This window comes from Thermodesulfovibrio hydrogeniphilus, assembly GCF_054657355.1.
This window is the reverse complement of sequence record NZ_BAAHYW010000001.1, coordinates 1,834,839-1,855,400: the sequence shown is the minus strand read 5'-3', so window position 1 is coordinate 1,855,400 and position 20,562 is coordinate 1,834,839. Positions and strand designations below refer to the sequence as shown.

At 33.5% G+C, this 20,562-nt stretch carries 24 protein-coding genes and 1 tRNA gene; 18 read left to right on the top strand and 7 right to left on the bottom strand.

Translation table 11 applies throughout. The features are described 5' to 3' along the window. The 14 genes from ACYQ3P_RS09365 (at window position 1) to ACYQ3P_RS09300 (ending at window position 10,760) form a co-directional block, all read left to right on the top strand. A complete protein-coding gene (locus ACYQ3P_RS09365; RefSeq protein ID WP_460177632.1) occupies window positions 1-588 on the top strand; it encodes a type IV pilus inner membrane component PilO in 588 nt (195 codons plus the stop codon). Then, window positions 585-1,073: a pilus assembly protein PilP gene (locus tag ACYQ3P_RS09360; RefSeq protein ID WP_460177631.1), complete on the top strand. Its 489-nt coding sequence runs from the start codon at window positions 585-587 to the stop codon at window positions 1,071-1,073. Before ACYQ3P_RS09365 ends, ACYQ3P_RS09360 begins: the two co-directional genes overlap by 4 nt. Then, window positions 1,070-3,037, top strand: a complete 1,968-nt coding sequence (gene pilQ / locus ACYQ3P_RS09355) for a type IV pilus secretin PilQ (protein ID WP_460177630.1) — start codon at window positions 1,070-1,072, stop codon at window positions 3,035-3,037. Before ACYQ3P_RS09360 ends, pilQ begins: the two co-directional genes overlap by 4 nt. A gap of 3 nt (window positions 3,038-3,040) precedes the next feature. Next, the gene (locus tag ACYQ3P_RS09350; RefSeq protein ID WP_460177629.1) at window positions 3,041-3,685 is read left to right on the top strand and encodes a response regulator transcription factor; all 645 of its coding nucleotides are present in this window, start codon (window positions 3,041-3,043) and stop codon (window positions 3,683-3,685) included. After that, window positions 3,682-4,518 carry a histidine kinase gene (locus ACYQ3P_RS09345; RefSeq protein WP_460177628.1) on the top strand — a complete coding sequence of 279 codons (837 nt, stop codon included), beginning with the start codon at window positions 3,682-3,684 and terminating at the stop codon, window positions 4,516-4,518. The genes ACYQ3P_RS09350 and ACYQ3P_RS09345 overlap by 4 nt, the downstream gene beginning before the upstream one ends. 52 nt (window positions 4,519-4,570) lie before the next feature. Then, complete coding sequence (gene cutA / locus ACYQ3P_RS09340; RefSeq protein WP_460177627.1) at window positions 4,571-4,885, top strand: divalent-cation tolerance protein CutA; 315 nt, start codon at window positions 4,571-4,573, stop codon at window positions 4,883-4,885. Next, a complete protein-coding gene (locus ACYQ3P_RS09335; RefSeq protein WP_460177626.1) occupies window positions 4,882-5,187 on the top strand; it encodes a hypothetical protein in 306 nt (101 codons plus the stop codon). The genes cutA and ACYQ3P_RS09335 overlap by 4 nt, the downstream gene beginning before the upstream one ends. Window positions 5,188-5,201: 14 nt before the next feature. Next, window positions 5,202-5,384 (top strand): DUF6800 family protein, encoded by a 183-nt coding sequence (locus ACYQ3P_RS09330; RefSeq protein ID WP_460177625.1) that lies wholly within the window; start codon window positions 5,202-5,204, stop codon window positions 5,382-5,384. A 554-nt stretch (window positions 5,385-5,938) separates the two neighbouring features. Beyond that, window positions 5,939-6,352, top strand: a complete 414-nt coding sequence (locus ACYQ3P_RS09325; protein WP_460177624.1) for a prepilin-type N-terminal cleavage/methylation domain-containing protein — start codon at window positions 5,939-5,941, stop codon at window positions 6,350-6,352. A 41-nt stretch (window positions 6,353-6,393) separates the two neighbouring features. After that, window positions 6,394-8,247, top strand: coding sequence for a glycosyltransferase family 117 protein (locus ACYQ3P_RS09320; RefSeq protein ID WP_460177623.1), 1,854 nt, complete (start codon window positions 6,394-6,396; stop codon window positions 8,245-8,247). Continuing rightward, window positions 8,244-8,867, top strand: a complete 624-nt coding sequence (locus ACYQ3P_RS09315; protein WP_460177622.1) for a hypothetical protein — start codon at window positions 8,244-8,246, stop codon at window positions 8,865-8,867. Before ACYQ3P_RS09320 ends, ACYQ3P_RS09315 begins: the two co-directional genes overlap by 4 nt. Continuing rightward, entirely contained in the window at window positions 8,864-9,889 is a 1,026-nt protein-coding gene (locus ACYQ3P_RS09310) for a glycosyltransferase family 9 protein (RefSeq protein WP_460177621.1), read from the top strand. The genes ACYQ3P_RS09315 and ACYQ3P_RS09310 overlap by 4 nt, the downstream gene beginning before the upstream one ends. Continuing rightward, window positions 9,886-10,590, top strand: a complete 705-nt coding sequence (locus tag ACYQ3P_RS09305; RefSeq protein ID WP_460177620.1) for a polyprenol monophosphomannose synthase — start codon at window positions 9,886-9,888, stop codon at window positions 10,588-10,590. The genes ACYQ3P_RS09310 and ACYQ3P_RS09305 overlap by 4 nt, the downstream gene beginning before the upstream one ends. A 2-nt stretch (window positions 10,591-10,592) precedes the next feature. Further along, window positions 10,593-10,760, top strand: coding sequence for a hypothetical protein (locus ACYQ3P_RS09300; protein WP_460177619.1), 168 nt, complete (start codon window positions 10,593-10,595; stop codon window positions 10,758-10,760). A gap of 96 nt (window positions 10,761-10,856) precedes the next feature. On the opposite strand, the gene ACYQ3P_RS09295 is transcribed toward ACYQ3P_RS09300, so the two are convergent. Further along, window positions 10,857-11,600 (bottom strand): hypothetical protein, encoded by a 744-nt coding sequence (locus ACYQ3P_RS09295; protein ID WP_460177618.1) that lies wholly within the window; start codon window positions 11,598-11,600, stop codon window positions 10,857-10,859. A gap of 299 nt (window positions 11,601-11,899) precedes the next feature. Here ACYQ3P_RS09295 and ACYQ3P_RS09290 point away from each other — a divergent pair, with 299 nt between their 5' ends. From ACYQ3P_RS09290 to ACYQ3P_RS09275, 4 genes are read left to right on the top strand one after another with little or no spacing between them, the layout of a single operon-like run. Beyond that, window positions 11,900-12,421, top strand: a complete 522-nt coding sequence (locus tag ACYQ3P_RS09290; RefSeq protein ID WP_460177617.1) for a shikimate kinase — start codon at window positions 11,900-11,902, stop codon at window positions 12,419-12,421. Beyond that, window positions 12,408-13,487: a 3-dehydroquinate synthase gene (aroB, locus tag ACYQ3P_RS09285; RefSeq protein WP_460177616.1), complete on the top strand. Its 1,080-nt coding sequence runs from the start codon at window positions 12,408-12,410 to the stop codon at window positions 13,485-13,487. The genes ACYQ3P_RS09290 and aroB overlap by 14 nt, the downstream gene beginning before the upstream one ends. After that, window positions 13,480-14,169, top strand: coding sequence for a winged helix-turn-helix domain-containing protein (locus ACYQ3P_RS09280; protein ID WP_460177615.1), 690 nt, complete (start codon window positions 13,480-13,482; stop codon window positions 14,167-14,169). The genes aroB and ACYQ3P_RS09280 overlap by 8 nt, the downstream gene beginning before the upstream one ends. 2 nt (window positions 14,170-14,171) lie before the next feature. Next, window positions 14,172-15,341, top strand: coding sequence for an ATP-binding protein (locus ACYQ3P_RS09275; RefSeq protein WP_460177614.1), 1,170 nt, complete (start codon window positions 14,172-14,174; stop codon window positions 15,339-15,341). Between the two features lie 152 nt (window positions 15,342-15,493). Here ACYQ3P_RS09275 and pheT read toward each other — a convergent pair whose 3' ends face one another. The 6 genes from pheT to ACYQ3P_RS09245 all read right to left on the bottom strand — a co-directional run bounded on the left by pheT (window position 15,494) and on the right by ACYQ3P_RS09245 (window position 20,554). Beyond that, complete coding sequence (pheT, locus tag ACYQ3P_RS09270; RefSeq protein WP_460177613.1) at window positions 15,494-17,611, bottom strand: phenylalanine--tRNA ligase subunit beta; 2,118 nt, start codon at window positions 17,609-17,611, stop codon at window positions 15,494-15,496. Further along, on the bottom strand, window positions 17,611-18,615 hold the full coding sequence (gene pheS / locus ACYQ3P_RS09265) for a phenylalanine--tRNA ligase subunit alpha (protein WP_460177612.1): 1,005 nt from the start codon (window positions 18,613-18,615) through the stop codon (window positions 17,611-17,613). Before pheS ends, pheT begins: the two co-directional genes overlap by 1 nt. After that, on the bottom strand, window positions 18,616-18,978 hold the full coding sequence (gene rplT / locus ACYQ3P_RS09260) for a 50S ribosomal protein L20 (RefSeq protein ID WP_460177611.1): 363 nt from the start codon (window positions 18,976-18,978) through the stop codon (window positions 18,616-18,618). Between the two features lie 36 nt (window positions 18,979-19,014). Next, window positions 19,015-19,087: transfer RNA gene (locus tag ACYQ3P_RS09255), tRNA-Asn, on the bottom strand. A gap of 40 nt (window positions 19,088-19,127) precedes the next feature. Further along, complete coding sequence (rplQ, locus tag ACYQ3P_RS09250) at window positions 19,128-19,520, bottom strand: 50S ribosomal protein L17 (protein WP_460177610.1); 393 nt, start codon at window positions 19,518-19,520, stop codon at window positions 19,128-19,130. Window positions 19,521-19,525: 5 nt separating this feature from the next. Beyond that, complete coding sequence (locus tag ACYQ3P_RS09245) at window positions 19,526-20,554, bottom strand: DNA-directed RNA polymerase subunit alpha (RefSeq protein ID WP_460177609.1); 1,029 nt, start codon at window positions 20,552-20,554, stop codon at window positions 19,526-19,528. Between the last annotated feature and the right edge of the window lie 8 nt (window positions 20,555-20,562).

The window sequence follows — 20,562 nt, the reverse complement described above, 5'->3', positions numbered from 1 at the left end:
ATGGATTGGGAAAATCTACCAAAAAGTAAGAAAATTTTAATTATAATTTTGCCCGTATTAATCGTTGGATTTTTATTTATGCAACTATATTTACTTCCGACTTTAGATGAAATCGGTAAACTTAAAAATGAAAATCTTAGCGTTAAACAGGAAATAGATAAAGCCAATCAAGTAGTTGCAAGATATGAAGAATTGAAAGCTTTAAATGAAAAGCTTCAGCAAAAAATGGAGTATTTAAAAACATTACTACCAAAAGAAACAGAGGTTTCAGATGTTTTGAAAAAAGTCTCTGAGCTTGGCTTGCAGAAAGGTTTAATTGTATTATCTTGGAAACCTAAAGACAAAGGGGTGCATTCATCAAATGAGATTTATGAGATTCCAGTAGAAGTAGGAATGAAAGGGAAGTACCATACATTCGGAAGCTTTTTTGCAGATATTTCAAAAATTGAAAGAATTTTAAATATCAAAAAAATTGAGCTTAAAAAAGGAGATAAGGACCCAACTACGCTTAGTAGTAATTTAGTAGCAGTCACTTATTCATTAATTCCTGAAGAAGAAAAAAAGAAAATACAAGAGAAGAAAAAATGAAGATAGATAAAAAAATATTAATTATTATCGCTATTACAGTCGGAGTTGGATTAATTTTGGGAGGAGTTTTATTTTTAACTTCAAAAAAGGATGTAAAAGAAACATCTATTGTATTACCTCAAAAACCTAAAAAGATAGAAATACAGCCTAAACAGGAAGAGGTAGCCTCTGCTGTGTATTCCTATGATGCTCAAAATTTAAGAGATCCGTTTGCTCCTTTGATTGTTAAAAGAGATGAAAAGAAAAAATCAGCCTCACCCTTTGAAGTTTATGATATTGATGACTTTAAACTTACAGGTATAGCAAAGGATAATAAAGGAGCATACGCTTTACTGCAAGCACCTGATGGAAAATTTTATATCATAAGAGATAATGATAAAATCGGTGCATCTGGAGCTCGCATTAAAATACTCAAGGATTTCGTTGAAGTAAGGGATGGCAATAAAATTAAGCGAATAAAGCTTTATACGGAGGAAGATAAATGAAAAGAACAATTTTGATTTCAATAATTTTTGGTTTATTTTTTGTTTTCAACTCTTGGGCTGGTGAGATTAATAAGGTGGATTTTAACAAAGATGAGTTGAGAATTTATCTTACGGAGCAAACAGATTGGAAAATCTTGCAACAAGATGACCCCTTTAGATTACTAATTGAGCTTAAAAATACCAAACCTGGCATCCTTAACAAAAAAATGATTTTTCATGAAGGTATAGTTAGTGAAATATCTGCTAAAGAAGTAAACTCAGATACAGTAGTTGAAATTCTTTTATCAGAGCTATCCAACTCTGAGATTAATTTTGCCCAAAACATTTTAAATATTTCCTTTTCTAAGAAACAGCTATCTAAAGAAACGCCAATTAATGCTAAAATTATTGATTTTACAGTTGAAAAGATAACAGATGGCTATGAAGTTTCCATCAAGGCAGATAGAATATTTCCAGAACCAGATGTTGAATGGATTGATGATTATTTTAATCTTAGTTTCTCGGATGTTATTCTTTCTACAGAACTGCCAAAGGAAATTCCTGTATTAGTACAAAGGGCTGATGATAAATTAAATTTAAAATTCTTTTTAGGCAAAAATTTTAGCGTGGAACCATTATATTTAGGCGATGAAGTAGTTTTGGAAATTAAAGAGAAAAAAGAAGTTAAGGTTACAAAGAAAGAAAAATCCGAGGACAAGGTATCAATAAAAACAGTATACACCAATATCCCCGAATCAGATAAAACAATTTCCCTTGACTTACAAGATGCTGATATTGTGGGAGTTTTCAGACTTCTTGGAGATGTGGGTGGATATAATATGGTTATTCATCCTGATGTCAAGGGCAAAGTTACTCTTAAGCTCATCAATGTGTCTTGGTTAAAAGCTCTTGATATTATTTGTAAAACTTATCATCTGGAAAAAGTATTTGATGGAAACATTATTAGGATAGCGCCAGTTAAAGTTTTTCAGGAAGAGAAAAAACTTCAGGCAGAGACAAAGGAATTATTTGAAAAGGCTGAAGAGGAACAAACAAAAATTTACATACTTAAATATGCTCCTGTGGATAAAGTAAAGGCAACCATTGAATCATCAAAAATGTTATCTCCGAAAGGAAATATTTCAATAGATGATAGAACCAGAGCAATAATTATTAAGGACATTCCAAGTACTATTGCAAAAGTAGAGAGATTAATTGCAGAACTGGATAGACCCATCAAGCAAATTCTTTTAGAGACAAGAATTATTGAAATCAATAGCTCCTTTTCAAAAAGTCTTGGGTTTGAATGGGGAATTAGTTGGAGACCACCAGATTCTCGTTCAACTATAGTTGGCTCCCAATCAGGTACAACCCCTGTGACTGGTGGAAATACTCCTATAGGTATAAATCTTCCTGCTTCAACTCCAACTGCTGCATTTACAGTTGGATACATTAATGCCTCAGGCACTTTTGCTCTTGATTTAAGGATTTCTGCCCTACAGCAGAGTGGAAAGGGAAAAGTTATCTCAAATCCAAAAGTAATTACGCTTGATAATCAAAAAGCTAAAATAGTTCAGGGTGACAGTATACCATATGGAGAAAAAGATGTACAAAGCGGGCAGATTTCAACAAAATTTAAAGATGTTGCAATTACAGTAGAGGTTACACCTCATCTTGTTGATGAAAAAACGATGCTTATAGATTTAAACGTTGTTAAAGAGGACCTTGTTGAATTTGTAAATGTTGGTGGTGCCTATGCTCCGAGAACAGTCAAGATTGAAGGAAATACAAAAGTTTCTCTACGGGATGGGGAAACACTTGTAATAGGAGGAATTTATAAGCAAAAGGATTCATTTACCACTGCTCAAGTGCCTGGATTAGGAGACATCCCAGTAGTTGGAGAGCTCTTTAAAAGTAGAAGTAAAGACGCAACCCAGTATGAAGTTATGATATTTATTACCCCGAGAATTTTGTTAAAAGAATGATTAATGAGGGTTCTTTTAATAGAGGATGACGGTATCCTCGGTGAAAGTCTGAGGGAGTATCTTTCAACCGAGGGTATTGAGACTATTTGGCTTGAAGATGAGAGAAAAATTGCAGAAGTTCTATCCTCACAGGATTTTGATGTAATAGTTCTTGACCTTATTCTCAAATATTCAGCTGGTGAAGATTTAATATCTCAACTCAGAGAGAAGGGTATCAAGATACCTATACTTGTTCTTACAGCGAAACAAAGTATAAATGACAAAGAAACATGCTTTTTAAGAGGCGCAGATGATTATCTCACAAAGCCCTTTCATACAAGAGAGCTTGTTTTAAGAATTCAATCCCTAAGTCGGAAAAAATCTGTTGATACGATTGTGAAAATTGGAGATGTGATTATTAATCTTGATGCAAAAACTGTTTTCAAAAATAATAAAGAAATAAAAATCACAAAAACTGCTTGGAAATTGCTCACCCTTCTTATTAAACATAGGGGAGAAATAGTCAGCACTGAGACAATAATGAACTATGTTTGGGCTGGAAGAATAGTCGGAGATGAAGTTTTGCGGGCATATATAAAAGAATTACGAAAAATACTTCCACCTGAATCAATAGAAACTCATAAAGGAAGAGGGTATAAACTTATTTGAAAAAGAGAATAGATTTTCAGATAAAAGTCATAATTGCAACAACCTTTGTTTTAATCGTCGTTTTATTTTATCTCAATACAATGACTTTTACTTTTTTAGATGATATGCTGAGAGATCTTTCCAATCAATTTACACTAAAGGGGGAAATTAACAAAAAAATAGAATTTGAAAAGAGATATGCAGAATATTTAAAAGATATTCTTTTATGGGAATCACTTCTTGCTCTCTCTTTAATGCTAATTCTCTATAAAATAATTCAGGTACTTACAAAAAAGGAGATTGAATATCAAAAGTTTCTTGAACTATTAATCATGTTAATTTCGCATAAATTTGGTAATTTTTTGGCAATTCACCGAACAAATATTGATATTCTTAAAAAAAGATATGATATTAAAGCGCTTGACAGACTTGAAAAAAGTTATGAATACATTCAGGAGGATTTATCAAAAATTCTTAATACCTTAATATCCTTTAAATCTCCAGAAGAAAAAGAAACTATCTTTATTAAAGAAATTGTAGAAAAGATAGTTTTTTCCTTTCCACAAGAAAAAAAGATAATTTTAAAACTTAACAATACAAAAATTAGAACATGTAAAATGAAGATTGAAAATATCATTTTTTTCTTATTTGAAAATTCTATCAAATATTCAAAAAGTTTTATTCACATTAGACTTACTTCTAAATATCTCGCAATAAGAAATGACATAAATTATACAAAAAGAGGAAGTGGCATTGGATTAAAGATTGTTGATTGGCTTGCCAATAAAGAAAAAATTAAACTAAGATATAGATGCACATCTGAAATATTTTTTGTAATTTTGAAATTTAAGTAAGCCTTCTGTTAAATTTTTGTAAAAATTTTTTGCAATTTTTTATAATTTAAGTATGGACTACTTAGTTGTTCTAATAACTGCACCGAATGAAAACGAAGCAGTAAGTATTGCAAAAACAATTGTAGAAGAAAAGCTCGCTGCTTGCGTAAATATAATAAAAGATGTACGTTCAATTTACTCTTGGCAAGGAAAAATAGAAGACGACTCTGAGGTTTTAATGATAGTGAAAACCCGTTCAGATTTGTTTGATGAACTGGAAAAAAGAGTAAAATCCCTGCACTCCTACACAATTCCTGAAATTATAGTTTTAAAGATAAAAAAAGGCTCAGAAAATTACTTAAATTGGATTAGTGAGGTTACAAAATGAAAGAAGACATTTACACCTCATTAATTTGTAAAAAATTTTGCAGTTACTACAAGCCAGGCAAAGAAACAGAAACCTGCGGAGGTTATGATTACATTCAGCAATATTTAACTCCGTCTGAGCTGAATTCTGTTCTGAAAATCTATAATTTAAACAAAGATATCTTATCATCTCATTCAGCATCTTTTTTATGTGAGAAATGTAGCTTTAAAGAAGACGGATGTGATTTTTTTGTTAACAAAAGCTCTAATCCTTGCGGAGGATATTCAATAATCATAGGTTTACTTAATCATACAAATTTTTGACAGGGAGGTTTCTCATGTCAAAAAGAATGGTTGAAAGGGCATTAATAAAAAGAAGGCATCGCAGAGAAAAAATAGGAAAACTTAGGGAAAAATTTAAATTAGCAAAAACAGAAGAAGAAAAAAAGCGTATCATTGAAAAAGTTTCAAGAATTTCTCCTTCATTAAAAATAGAGGATTTTATCGCATCAGTCAAATAAAGTAAGTTGGCAAATTTTTATGAGATAACTTCCTAAATTCTCATTTTTAGGCACTATGATATCTGAGAGTTTGTGAATACTCTATTAAGAGATATCTGACATTTATCAAGGGATTGATGAGGAAGGTAGAGCACTATCTATGCTTTTTGAAATATCCTAAACAGATAAGGAAATATTTTTATTCGACAACACTTTTTTCGTCTTCACGAGTCTTGCTTAGCAAGTCGAAGTGATCTCCTTTTTGGAGAAGAAAAAGGCGAGATTGCTTCGCCTGCAATGACGGACAAGGAAACTCCAAGAAGGGGACACCCTCGAAATGAAAGAGAAAAAGGCTTAATAACGAAAAAGGGATCAACCTCGCCATGACGATGAAGGGACACCATCGCAATGACAGGGAAAAAGGCTTGCGTTTACGATGAGGGGGCATATACGTATATATTATTTATGAAAAATTTAACGAAATTTTCACGATTTTTTTAATTAAGTTTTATATAATATAATTAAAAGTTAAAGCAAACCTGCTTGGCAGGTTAAAAACTCTTAGGAGGTGTCCTATGAAGGCACTATTTTTAAGGGACCAGAAGGGTTTCACGCTGATTGAGCTCCTCATCGTTATAGCAATTATTGCAATTCTTGCATCACTCGCAATTCCACAGTATATGAAGTATCAAAGAAAAGCAAGAGTATCATCCTATGCAGAGCCACTTGCAAGAGCTTGTATGATGGATATAGCTGCATGGTGTACTGAAAATCCAGACGTAAATCCAACCACAGACAATTTGGGTAACTGCGCAAATACGAATATTCCGACAGCTGGTGGACAAGTAACGCTGAATATTACAAGTGCAAGCTGCGCTAACGGTGCACCAGCTAATTCAACGGTAACAGCTAGCCTTACTAATGTTAGTGATTATTCTGCTGTATGTTACTACACCGACAACAGCATAAAATGCACAATACAAGGCTAATTTAAGCTAACCCCCCATAAAATGGGGGGTTTTTATTTTTTATGATATATATCTTTCTTCTATTTTTTTGTTTCCTTTATTTCATATCATCAACAAAAGTTCTAAACTCAGGTGATGCTGGTGAACTTGTTGTATCTTCAGTTACTCTTGGTATTGCTCATCCATCAGGTTATCCGCTTTATCTTGAGATTTTAAAGCTATTCAGTCTAATTCCTGCAGGAAACATATCTTTTAGAATGGTATTTGTATCTATTTTATTTTCTGTTCTGTCTCTTTATCTGATTTACAAGATAGTTCTTAAAATAACTAATGACAAATGGGCATCGGTTTTTTCTGTTGTTTTGCTTGGTTTTTCATACTCTTTCTGGGGGCAGTCTGTTGTAATAAAGTTTTATCCTCTTAATCTGTTTATTATAACTTTTATGCTTTATCTTGGAATAAAGATTATTACTGATGGCTATGACAGAAGACATCAACTTCTTATCAGTCTTTTTCTTGGTCTTGCATTAGCCAATCATCATACAGGCTTTATAATGGTTATTCCATTTTTTGTACTATCTTTTTTTTATACCAGAGATGTATTCAAAAACCTTGCATTAAGCCTGTTTTTCTTACTGGCAGGATTTCTTGTCAATATTCATATGTTAATAAGAGGACAAAAAGGATTCTGCATGAATTCAGTCACTGACTTAAACAGTTTTTTGTCAGTATTTTTAAGAAAACCTTATAAAAAAGGAGCATCCTTAGAGATAGCCAAAAATGTTGCTTCAACTTTTGATGGTTACTGGTATGCTATAAAAAATTCTTTAATAATAATTCAAAATAACTTTCCAGTTTATGTTTTTCCTCTTTTTCTATTAGGGATATGGTATGCATTTAAAACTTCAAAAAAGTTGGGTATTTTTCTTTCCATTTATTTTCTGGCTTATTCTGTTTTTTTGGCAAAGATTTCTTTTTCCGGATCTTTAATAAATATGGATGGATGGTATATGGGTGCACATCAGTACTTTCTTCCAATGCTTTCAGGTTTTTGTATTCTGGCAGGTTTAGGTTTTTTCTTCCTCTTAAAACTCCTTCGCAAAACATCCATGGAACTTTTAAAGTTGGTTATCCCTTCTGCAGCTATCTTAATGGTTGGTCTGACTGTTTTTGAAAGATTAATTGACCAGAACTTCAATGATAACTATGTACCATATACAGTAACAAAAACAATACTCTCATCACTACCTGTGGGAAGTCTTTATCTTACATTTGGGGATAATCATACTTTCCAGTCATGGTATTTCAAGTATGTAGCAAAATACAGAGAAGATATATGTAGTCAGGATTACTTTGCTCCGGACAGTAATAAATTCATACCTAGAGGATGTCAACCTACAAATATCTACAAAAATAGCTATATTTTCTCAAAATTTTTCAAAGAATTAGATGAAATTTCTCGGCAAGAAAGATTTTATAGCATAATATACTTAGAAAATAAAAATCCACTTAGAAAATATCTTAAAAACCAATACTGGGTTTTTACATATATGCTTATTCCTGCTAATTATAAGATACCTGAAAGCTATTTTGAGAAAAAACTCACCCACTGGCAGGAGCTTGAGTATCTGTCAATGCTTGACTGTGCCAATTACAAAGCAGATGACCAGTTTACAAGACTGCTTTGTAATTACTCGCTTCCGTTTTTTGCATACTTAGCCAGAAGTATAGAAGTAAAAAAGCCAACATCTTCAATAAAATACGACACAAAGCATGACAATGAATTTTTTACAATAAATGCAGGCATTGAAAATAGAGAAATTTTAGACCTTTATTCAAGAGTTCTTGAGAACAACAAGTCTGAAAGATTCAGGTATTACAGATACTCAAAGGAATACTTGGAGAAACAAAAATGAGAAGACTTTTACCAGCAATATTGGCAATTCTGATTATTGTAATTTCAATTTCTTCTCTTCTTTACAACCAAAAAACTTTAATCCGAGAAGCTCAAATGGTGCAGATAATGGGAAAACCTCTTATGGCAGTAAATCTATATGAAAGAGTGCTTTTAAACTATGTGCCATTCAGCCCATATAACAGAAAAGCAATTGAGGGTATTGAAAATATATGTATCAGCCTCACTGACAAAAAATACAAACTTTTCTGCGAAGAGACCTTGAGGTCATCGCTATATCAGATAAGAAGTTTTTACATTCCATATAATGACAAAATAAGAGAAATAGACAAAAGAATACTTCTGCTTAAAACAGAGCTTTACATAGAGCATAATAGACCGCCAGAAGATAAATTTGAGGCAATATATAAAGATTTAAAGAATATTCAAGATTTTGACTACAATGCTCAGGTATCTTGGAGTCTGATTGCTGTACTGTCACTTCTTTTGTGGATAGGATGTTTAATTTTTGCTATATTTAGAGGATTTACTAAACCCGCAAATAAGAAAAATCTCCGGATTGGATTTGCTGGCTTTGCTATCTTTTTCATCCTATGGATAATAGGACTTCTTAAGGCATGAGAGTTTTGGCATTACCACTTTATGGAATAGGTGATGTTTTAATGACTACTCCTGCAATAAGAATTCTAAAAGAGCAAAAACCTGATATTTCTCTAACATACATATGCATGTTTTCATCCCAATATGAGATTCTATCAAAAAATCCATTTATTGACAGATTAATATTGTTTCCATTTTTTGAATTGGGTGTGCTAAAAAGCATGAGATTTGCCCTTTCATTAAGAGGAGAGTTTAACTGCTCAATAAATTTTTATCCATCAAACAGAAAACATTACAACATTCTGGCTTTTTTGGCTGGAGCACCAGTAAGGATTGGTCACAGATACTTGCATAGAGATTTTTTGGAGTTAAATTTTTTAAAAAATAAAACAATCATGGAAAATGAGGAACTTCATAACGTTGAGGAAAATGTAAGGCTTTTAAGCTTTTTTGGAATAAATGCAAATGAGATTCCAGCTATGGAAATTTATCTGACAGATGAAGAGATTGAAAGAGGCAGAAGCCTCTTAAAAAAAGGAGTTTTAAACATAGGAATTCATGCTGGAACAAGCAGGTATAAAAATCATATCCACAAAAGATGGGACAAGGAAAAGTTTGTTGAACTTGTAAACAGAATGGATGGATGTCATTTTTTTATTTTTGGTGGCAAGGATGATGAGGATGTAAATAGATTTATAATTGAAAAATGCAAAAACAAGGTAACACTTTTTGAAAACAAACCAATAAGGGAAGTAGCATCATTGATAAAGGCTTTAAATCTCTTTATCTCCAATGACTCTGGACTTATGCATATTGCAGCAGCAGTTGGAACACCTGTTTTAGCAATATTTGGTCCAACAAATCCAAATTTTGTAAGACCTTGGGGAGTAAAACACAAAGTTGTAAGAGCAGAGCTTCCATGTTCTCCATGTTTTTATTACTCTCCAAAACCTCTTAAATGTAAGATAAACGATAAATTCAAATGTTTAAAGGAAATATCAGTTGATGAGGTTTTAAAATCCGTAGAGAGTTTATTGAAATGAAAGCATTGGTTATTATTCCAACATATAACGAAGTAAACAACATTTATACAGTTATCAACAAAGTTTTGGAACATGAAAATGTTGATATTTTAGTTGTTGATGATAGCTCTCAAGACGGAACAGCAGAGAAGGTTAAGACATGGGCTGAAAAAACTGAAAGAGTAAGCTTAATCATAAGACCTGCAAAGCTTGGGCTTGGAACAGCTTATGTAACAGGTTTTAAATGGGGATTAAATCATGATTACAAATACTTTTTTGAGATGGATGCAGATTTATCCCATGATCCAGCAGAAATTCCAAATTTTATAAGAAAAATTGATGAGGGATACGATTTAGTAATAGGCTCTCGTTATATGAGAGGAACAATAAGTGTTGTTGGATGGGATTTTAAAAGACTTCTTTTAAGCAAATTTGCAAACAAATATGCCATAACAATTCTCAGGCTTAATTGGTTAACTGATATAACCAGCGGATATCGTTGTTATAGCCGTAGAGTCATTGAAAGCATTGACTTGGACAAAATTAAGTCCAATGGCTATGCCTTCCAGATAGAAATGGCATACAGAGTATACAAGAAGGGATTGAAAATTGGAGAAATTCCAATAATTTTCTATGAAAGAAACAGTGGCTCATCAAAAATGTCACGCAAAATCGCCCTTGAAGCAGCATGGATGGTTTGGAGACTGAGATTTAGAGGGTAGGAATGAGAAGTAGTAAAATTCAAAAAGATTTTTATGATTCCGGAATTGAAATGAATGATTTACAAAAGGCAATGAAATATAAAGAAAGTGATGAATTTAGAAAAAAATTTATAAACCAGATACAAGGCTTGAACTCTTTCTTAAATGAAGTATTAAAAATAAGTTTTTAATCTTGAAATACTTTCAATGAAATGCCCATCTGTAAACGTGTTCATAGAATTCTTCTAAATCTTTCAGATGCTTTGTTAAAATCAGCTTATTTTTATCTAACTTAATACATTTATCTCATCAAAATTCAGAATATCCATATAATCCCACTCTCTCCAGCCCATCACATAGATACCTTTTTTGCTTGCATAGTGGATTACATCCTCTGGAAAAGTTATGCCACCAAAGATTATTATCAGAATCTTTCCCTTATACTCTGGGAAAAATTCAAAAAAGCTCTTTGCCTTCTCCTTTATCTCATCAACATCAATAATTCTCGGAGTTGATTTAACTTCAATCATAAATACCTTGTCTTCACATGCTGCTATTGCATCTACTTCGTAATTTCTGCCATTTTTCCTTCTCCGCATTCTTTGCCCTTCCATGTTTACTTCGCATTCAAAGTATTTGGAAATCACTGGACGAAGGGCTGGTGAGATAAGGTCTTCCACAATAGTGCCCATCTTTTTGGCAAGATTGCTCCACTCTTTGTTCTTCTTTCTGCTTTCCTCTTTCATCTCATCCCTGAAAGCTTTCATCTCATCCTTAAAATCTTTCATCTCATCTTTAAAATCTCTCATCTCATCCTTGAAGGCTCTAAACTCTTCTATCACTTTTTCAGTCTTGTCTCTGAAAACTCTCATCTCGTCCTTGAAGGCTTTCATTTCGTCTTTGAATGCTTTGAATTCAATTTGGTTTTGCATCTGTAGATTGTAAACTTTATTAAATTCAATGCCAACATTTCTAATGAATTCCTCAAGAGACTTTTCAAGGTTAGTAACTCTTTCTTCTATTGCAAGCATGAGAACCTCCTAAAAGGTTTTTAAAACTTCCAAATCTTATTTTTATTTTACCATGCTTATTTGAAAAAATCTTCTTTTTCAATCTGGCGAAGAAATTCAAGTCAGAGCTTACAAAGTACGATATATAATTCTGTATCTAAATTTTGCATTTTTTATAAAACCTTTGTTTACCTGTCATTACGAGGCAGACCGAAGGATGCGAAGCAATCTCTTCTATCAATATATGAAGAAAAACGAGACTGCCACAGCTTTGGCTCCCAGTGGCTATTATTTATCCCCATTTCTGCTATAATATTATCATGAAAAACATTGTCCTCGTGGGTTTTATGGGAAGCGGAAAAACTACTGTTGGAAAGATGATAGCTAAAAAGCTTGGTTTGTCTTTTGTAGATTTGGATGATGTGATTGAACAAACTACAGGAATGAAAATATCAGATATTTTTAAGAATTTTGGAGAAAACAGGTTCAGAGACATAGAATCAGAAATTGTTAAAATTGTAAGCAAAAAAAGTGGATTAGTGATAGCTACAGGAGGTGGTGTAGTTTTAAGGCAAGAGAATATTGAGAATTTAAAAAACTCGGGAATTGTTTTTTGGTTGACAGCGTCTGAAGACACAATTTATGAGAGAGTAAAATCAAGCAAAGACCGTCCGCTTTTGCAGGTGGAAAATCCTAAAGAAAGGATAAAACAACTGATGCAGAAAAGAAAACCTCTTTACGAGAAGGCTGATGTTATTATAGATACTGAAGGATTAACAATAGAAAAAGTTGCAGAAAAAATAATTTCTGAATATGAGAGGTTAGTTGATGGAAAAGATTAGGGTAGAGCTTGGTGAGCGCAGTTATGAGATTTTAATTGACAGTAACATTCTTGCCAGCATCAGTGAGAGGCTTCTAAGATTTTCCATAGGCAAGAAAATAGCAGTAATAAGCAATCCGACAGTTTCAGAGCTTTATGCAGAGAAAGTTTTAACTTCCCTAAAAAAAGAAGGCTTTGACCCATATTTTATTCTTATTCCTGATGGAGAAGTTTACAAAGATTATTTTTGGGCATATCATATTCTTACGAAACTTTTAGAGCTTGGATTTGACAGAAAGTCAGCTCTTATTGCTTTGGGAGGCGGAGTAATAGGAGATATAACAGGTTTTGTGGCATCCCTTTTTATGCGAGGAATTTCGTATATCCAAATACCAACAACACTTCTCGCTCAGGTTGACAGCTCTGTTGGTGGCAAGACAGCTGTAAATCATCCACTTGGTAAAAATATGATTGGCACATTCTGGCAACCTTGTCTGGTTTGGATTGATGTTGGAGTTCTTGATACTTTGCCTGAAAGGGAATATCTTTCTGGTTTAGCAGAGGTAATAAAGTACGGAATTATTTGGGATAGCGAATTTTTTGATTTCCTTGAGAAAAACAGAGAGAAAATTTCAAAAAGAGATAAGTCTGTGCTTATTGAAATTGTCAAACGCTCATGTGAGATTAAGGCAGAGGTGGTATCCAAAGATGAAAGGGAAAGCGGACTCAGGGCAATTTTAAATTACGGACATTCAATCGGACATGCCATTGAAACATTGACAGGATATAAATCATATCTACATGGAGAAGCAATTTCAATAGGAATGGTTTATGAGGCAAAACTTTCTAATTTGCTCGGATTTCTTGATAAAGACAGCTTTGAAAAAATTAGAAAAATCTTCAAAGATTATGGATTGCCTGTTGAAATACCGCCTGTGCTTGATTCCACATCCATAATTAAAACAATGCTCCTTGACAAAAAAAATATTCACGGCAGAATAAGAATGGTTATTCCTGAAAGCATAGGAAAAATAAAAATAAATTTTGAGGTCAGTGAGGAGGAGTTAAAAAGAGTCTTTCATGGATAAAAGAATACTAATTGTTGAAGACGAAAGAGAAATAGCTGATTTAATAGCCTACACAATGAAAAAAGAAAACTTTCAGGTAGATATCGCATTAGATGGGCAGGAGGCTCTAAAAAAGCTTAAAGAGAATTTTTACGACTTATTGATTCTTGATATAATGCTTCCCTATCTTTCAGGGCTTGAAATATGTAAACTGGTAAGAAATGAGCCAAAAATGATTAATGCAGGAATAATCATTGTTACTGCAAAGGGCGAGGAACACGACAAAATCATCGGACTTGAACTGGGAGCAGATGACTATATCACAAAGCCATTTAGCCCACGAGAACTTGTAGCAAGAGTAAAAGCAGTATTAAGAAGAACAAAGGATAAATCACAGTCCCAAAGGATTTTAAAAATTGGTGATATAGAAATTGATAGAGAAAAATATACTGTCACTGTAAGAGGTGAGACTATTAAACTTTCTGCTACAGAGTTTAAGCTTCTTCTTTATCTTGCTGAAAAGCCTAACAGAATATTCAACAGAGACCATCTTCTTGATGCAGTGTGGGGACAAGATGTTTATGTTGACCCTCGCACAGTTGATGTTCACATAAGAAGGCTCAGGATGAAGATTGAGAAAGACCCTGACAATCCAGAATACATTAAAACAATGAGAGGGATTGGTTACTACATAGAAGGTTAGGTATGCAGATATACATAATAATTATAGCTTTTTTAGTTATCATTATTTTCTTCCTTGCTTTGCAGATCAGAAAAAAATCTCCAGATGAAAATTCTCGCAAACAAGCGCTATTAGAAGATTACTCAAAGATTTCAATACAGAATTTTGAGACAATTCTCAGGTCAATCACAGATGGAATAATAATTATTGATGAAAAGGGCAAAATACTTTTTGCAAACAACAGCTTTAAAAAACTTGCAAAGATTGAAGAGCCTCCAGAGGGAAAACATTTCATAGAAATTATAAGAAACTTTCAACTTATTGAACTTTTGCGTTCTGCCCTTGAGTCTATGAAAGAGGTTTCAGGAGAGTTGTCTGTTAAGAGAGCTGGTGAAGAAATCTTTCTGTATGCAAAGGCAATGCCTGTAGTTGGAGAAAGCAGGGAAGTTTTTCTAATTGTAATTCTTCATGATATAACAAAGTTAAAGAAACTTGAAAATGTCAGAAAAGATTTTGTTGCCAATGTTTCCCATGAACTTAAAACTCCACTTACAGCCATTAAAGGATATGCAGAAACCCTCCTTGAAGGTGCGATTGATGAAAGGGAAAATGCAAGGAAATGCATTGAAATTATTAAAAATCAGGCAGACAGATTGGTTGCACTTGTTGAGGATTTGCTTACTCTTTCAAGAATAGAGTCTGGAGAGATTAAGATTGAAAAACAAACTGTTAATTTAAGAGAGATTGTTAATTCTGTTTTTGAGATTTTTCAAGAAAGAAGCGAAAAGAAGGGGATTGAGTTAATAAATGATATTAAGGATGAAATAAAAATAAGAGCGGATATCAATAAGCTGATACAAATACTAACAAATCTCATTGATAATGCTGTAAAGTTTACAGATAAGGGAAGAGTGACAGTAAGTGTAAGTTTTTTAACCGAAAATGAAAAAAATGTTCTACTTGTAAAAGACACAGGCATAGGCATTCCAAAGGAGCATCTTTCTCGGATAGGAGAGAGATTTTACAGAGTTGACAGAGTCCGGTCAAGGCAACTTGGTGGCACAGGATTAGGTCTTGCAATTGTAAAACATCTTATAAGAGCTCATGGATGGCAGTTAGAAATAGATAGCGAATATGGCGTTGGAACAGAGGTAAAAATTGTTATTCCAAAGGAGGATTTGATTTATCCTTAAACCCAACATCATCAAATACTGATTGAATTATAAGACCTCTGCTGTTTTTAAAGGCTAAAAATCTATGAAGTTGGGTTAAGTGCGGTTAAGCAATTTATTGTATTATGAGCTAGCAGAAAAATAAAAAAAGCATAAAGGAAGCTGAATAAAAATTAGAATCTCAGTTCAGCTCCTGTCTCGGAGATTAATGCATTTATTAGTTTTGAGTGAATTTCTTCAACTTCCTCTGAAGTAAGTGTTCTATCAAATGCCCTATATATGACCCTGAATGCTATGCTCTTTTTGCCTTCAGGTATGCCTTTGCCTTTGTATACATCAAAAATATAAGCATCCTCAATAAGCTCACTTCCAAATTTTTTTATAAGTTCCAATATTTTTTGAGCCTCAAAATCTAAAGAAACCAAGACTGCTGTATCCCTCTTTATTGGTGGATATGTTGAAAAAGGCTTGTAAGTAGTTATTTGTGTCTGCTGACTGACTATTGGTGTTAATTTTAATATTTTCTCAAGATTTATTTCTGCCAAGCAGATATAAGGCTTTGTTTTAAAGTCAAATTTGTCTAAAATTTTTGGTGAAATTACTCCAATATATCCTATTTTTTCATCTTTTACATATAAATCAGATGATTGACCAGAGTGTAAAAATGGCTCTGATGACCTTTGATATTTAACATCTTCCAATTTAAAATGCCTTAGCATTCCACCTATTATACCCTTTAAAGCATAAAAATCATATGGATCCTCATTAAATGGTGATTTGAAATCTTCCTTCTTCGTTATTATACCAAGATAAACAGGCTCATCTGGTAAGCTATTGCTTAGTTTGTGGCTTTTAGATGTATTTTTTGCAATAAAAACTCTGCTTATCTCAAAAAGTTTTAAACATTCTATTCCACGAGAAGTATTTCTTTCAACATTTTTCAGTAAGGATGGCGTAAGCATGGTTCTAATGATTGATTCCTCTTGTCTCAAAGGATTTTTTAAGGAAATAAATCTTCTTCTTTCGTCATTTTCTGGAAATTCAAAGATATCCAAATCCTCTGGAGACATGAAACTCATGTTTACAGCCTCATTAAATCCAAGTGCAAGCATGTAATCGCGAATTTTTGCTAAAATTTTTCTCTTTTGAGAAAGTTCTTGATTTTCTTCAACATGTCTAAAATTTTGAGGAAGTGCTGCAGGTATTTTTTCATAACCGTAAATTCTTGCCACTTCTTCAGCAATATCTTCCTCAATGGAAAGATCCTGTCTGTGTGTGGGTACTATTGCAACATAGCTGTCTTTATCTTTCTTTACCTCTATATCAAGGAGAGATAGAATTCTTAAAATTTCTTCATCTTTGATTTCAACGCCTAAAAATTTGCGAATCCTTTCAGGTTTAAATTTTATTTCCGCTGTAGGAATTTTTTTGACATACTCATCAATAATTTCGTAAATCTCTCCTCCGGCAAGTTGCTGAATAAGGTAAGCAGCTCTGTCAAGGGCATGAATTAGGTTTTCTATGTCTGTTCCCCTTTCAAATCTGTATGAGGCTTCTGTTGATAATCCAAGTCTTTTTGCGGTTTTTCTGACTGATTCAGGCTTGAAATAAGCACTTTCAAGAAATACATTTACTGTTTTTTCAGTTACCTCCGTATTTGCTCCACCCATTACTCCAGCAATTGCAACAGGCTTTTCTGCATCCCATATCAAAAGGTCATCGGCAGATACTGTTCTCTTTACTCCATCGAGTGTTTCAATTTCTTCCCTATCTTTCCCAGAAATTGTTTTTGATGTGCCTACCCTGATGCAATATCCCTTGAGAAGATCAAGGTCAAAGGCATGGAGAGGATGTCCATATTCAAGCAATACGTAGTTTGTAACATCAACTATATTGTTTATTGAACGAATGCCTGCTTGTTCAAGTCTCTTTTTCAGCCAAGAAGGCGACTCTCCAATTTTTACCCCCCTGACTATCCTTCCTGCATATCTATAACACAGCTCAGGGTCTGCTATAATAACTTTGAATTTATCATCTTTTACTTCATTCTCTATTTTAAAAACAGGCTTTTTTAATTCTACTCCAAATAATGCTTTAATTTCCCTTGCAACGCCTAAAATACTTAGGCAGTCTGCTCTGTTAGGTGTTAGCTCTATGTCTATAACAGGCTCACCATAAACTTCCTCTACAGCACCAACCTCAAGTCCTGCCATTGTAAGAGAATCAGCAACTGAGTTAAGCTCTAATTCACCTTGAATATATTCCTTTAACCAGTAAAAAGGAACTCTCATCAGAACTGCCTCAAAAATCTTATATCATTTTCAAAAAATAGCCTTATATCATCAATGCCATATTTAAGCATTGTGAGTCTCTCAACTCCCATTCCAAAAGCAAAGCCTGTGTATTTTCCTTCAGGATAACCTGCAAATTTAAAAACATTCGGATGAACCATTCCTGCTCCCAAAACCTCAAGCCATCCTGTTCCTTTGCATACTCTGCATCCCTTTCCTCCACAAATAATACAGCCAATATCTACCTCAGTGGATGGCTCTGTAAATGGGAAAAAGCTTGGTCTGAATCTTACAGGAATCTTTCCAAAAAGTCTTTGCAAAAAATATACAAGTACTCCCTTTAAGTGGGAAAAATTAACATCTTCGTCAACCATCAAACCTTCAACCTGATGAAACATAGGTGTGTGGGTTACATCAGAGTCACATCTGTAAACCTTGCCCGGAGAGATAAACCTTAAGGGAGGCTTTTTCTTTTCCATAACCCTAACCTGAACAGGTGAGGTATGAGTTCTTAAAACAACATCTTCGCTGACATAAAATGTATCTTGCATATCTCTGGCAGGATGATTTTTAGGAATATTAAGGGCTTCAAAATTGTAATAATCAAGCTCTATTTCCGGACCCTCCTCAACAGTGAATCCTAACTCTCTGAAAATATCAATTATCTCAATAAGTGTCCTGTTGACAGGATGGGAACCGCCAAAATAATAATCTTTACCGGGAAGCGTTATGTCTATAAATTCTTTTTGAAGAGATTCTGATATCTCCTTCTGCCTTAATTCTTCTTCCTTGTTTTTTATGGTTTCTTCAATAAAATTTTTGAGTTCATTAAGGGCTTTTCCCTGAACTTTTCTCTCATCAAGGGAAAGTTTTCCAAGATTCTTAAGCTGTTCAGTGATTATCCCCTTTTTGCCTATATATCTTGCTTTGAGGTTGAGCAAATCTTGGACAGAAACAACTTTTTCAATTTCTTTAAGGAATTGTTGTTTAAGAGACTCTTGCATTTACGCAGCTTTCACAAAGGGTTTTACCTTCTCAACAATTTCTTTAAATGCTTCAATATCATTGAATGCAATATCTGCAAGAGCCTTTCTGTTTAGATTGATTTCTGCCTTTTTAAGGGCACCCATAAGTTGACTATATGTCAATCCAAACATTCTTGCAGCAGCATTAATTCTTGTAATCCACAATGCTCTGAAGTCTCTCTTTTTAAGTTTTCTATCAGTAAAGGCATGAAGAAGTGCCTTTTCAACAGCTTTAGCAGCTACCTTATAGCTACGATGACGACCACTGTAATAACCCTTTGCCATAGAAAGAACTTTTTTATGATATCTTCTTGTTTTAAATCCACCTTTTGCTCTTGGCATCTATTCCTCCTTTGTTATTTATAAAAAAAATTTAAACTCCTGGGGAGGGATTCGAACCCCCGACCCGGTGGTTAACAGCCACCTGCTCTGCCGGCTGAGCTACCCAGGAATTATTATTAAAATACCAAATTTCAACGGGTTATGTCAAATTATTCTGACTTTTTCTCTTCTTCCTTCTCAGGTTTTTTATAATCAACAAACTCTATTATAGCCAAAGGAGCACTATCTTTGATTCTCCAGCCTGTCCTTACAATCCTTACATAACCGCCATTTCTGTCTGCAAAGCGAGGCGCGATTTCATTAAAAAGTTTCCTTACAAGCTCTTTATCAGGCAAATAGGAAAGTGCAAGCCTTCTTGAATGAAGATCTCCTCTCTTTCCAAATGTAACAAGTCTGTCAGCAAGGTCTTTAATTGCTTTTGCCTTTGCAACCGTTGTCTCAATTCTCTCATATTTTATTAAAGAAGCTAAAAGTCCTCTTAATAAAGCCTTTCTCTGATTTGCTGTCCTGCCAAAATGTCTTCCATCAACTCTATGCCTCATTTCATTTACCTCCTGAGAGTATCTTGTAATTTTTCAAGCTTTTGTTCATCTATCTTCATACCAAGTGTTAAACCATGTTTTTCCAGTACTTCTTTTATCTCATCAAGTGAACGTTTTCCAAAATTCTTTGTTTTTAAAAGCTCGTTTTCAGTCTTTTGAACAAGTTCCAAAACAGTATTTATACCTGCACTTTTAAGGCAATTGTAAGCTCTAACTGATAACTCAAGGTCCTCTATAGGCTTAAATATGGTCTCATTCAAATTTTCTATTTCAACAGACTCTGTTTGTTCTTCCCTTGTTTCTTCTGAATCCTTATTTAAACCTTGAATTTCGCTCAAATTAGTAAAATATTCAAAATGCCTTATCAATATGTTTGAGGCTTCACTGATTGCCATTTGGGGCGTGGTGCTTCCATCTGTCCAGACTTCTAATATTAGACGATCATAGTCTGTCTGTTCTCCAACCCTTGTTTTTTCAACCCTGAAATTAACTTTTTTTATAGGGCTAAATATAGCATCTACTGTAATTGCATCAACTGGCAAATCTTCATCCTTTATTAATTCTGAAGGCACATATCCTCTTCCTCTTTTAATATATAAATACATCTCTAAATTGACATCGTTATCAATTGAACAAATATATTGATTTTTATTCAATACCTCAAAACTACCATCGGTTTTTATATGTTCTGCGGTAACATCAATTGGTCCTTTAACATTTATAGTTGCAACTTTTTTGTCCGCATCCTGAGAATGATATTTAAAACGAAGTTTCTTAACATTTAAAACAATATCAAGAACATCTTCCTTTACTCCCTTTATTGAGCTTATTTCGTGCAAAACTCCATTGATTCTTATTGCATAAACAGCAGCACCCTCAAGGGAGGAAAGAAGAACTCTTCTCAAAGAATTTCCAAGTGTTATTCCATAACCCCTCTCAAGAGGCTCAACTATAAGTTTTCCATATGTATTTGTCAGGGTTTCAGTATCAAACTCAACCCTTTTAGGTAATTGAAAATCTTTATATAAATCCATTTACAGCC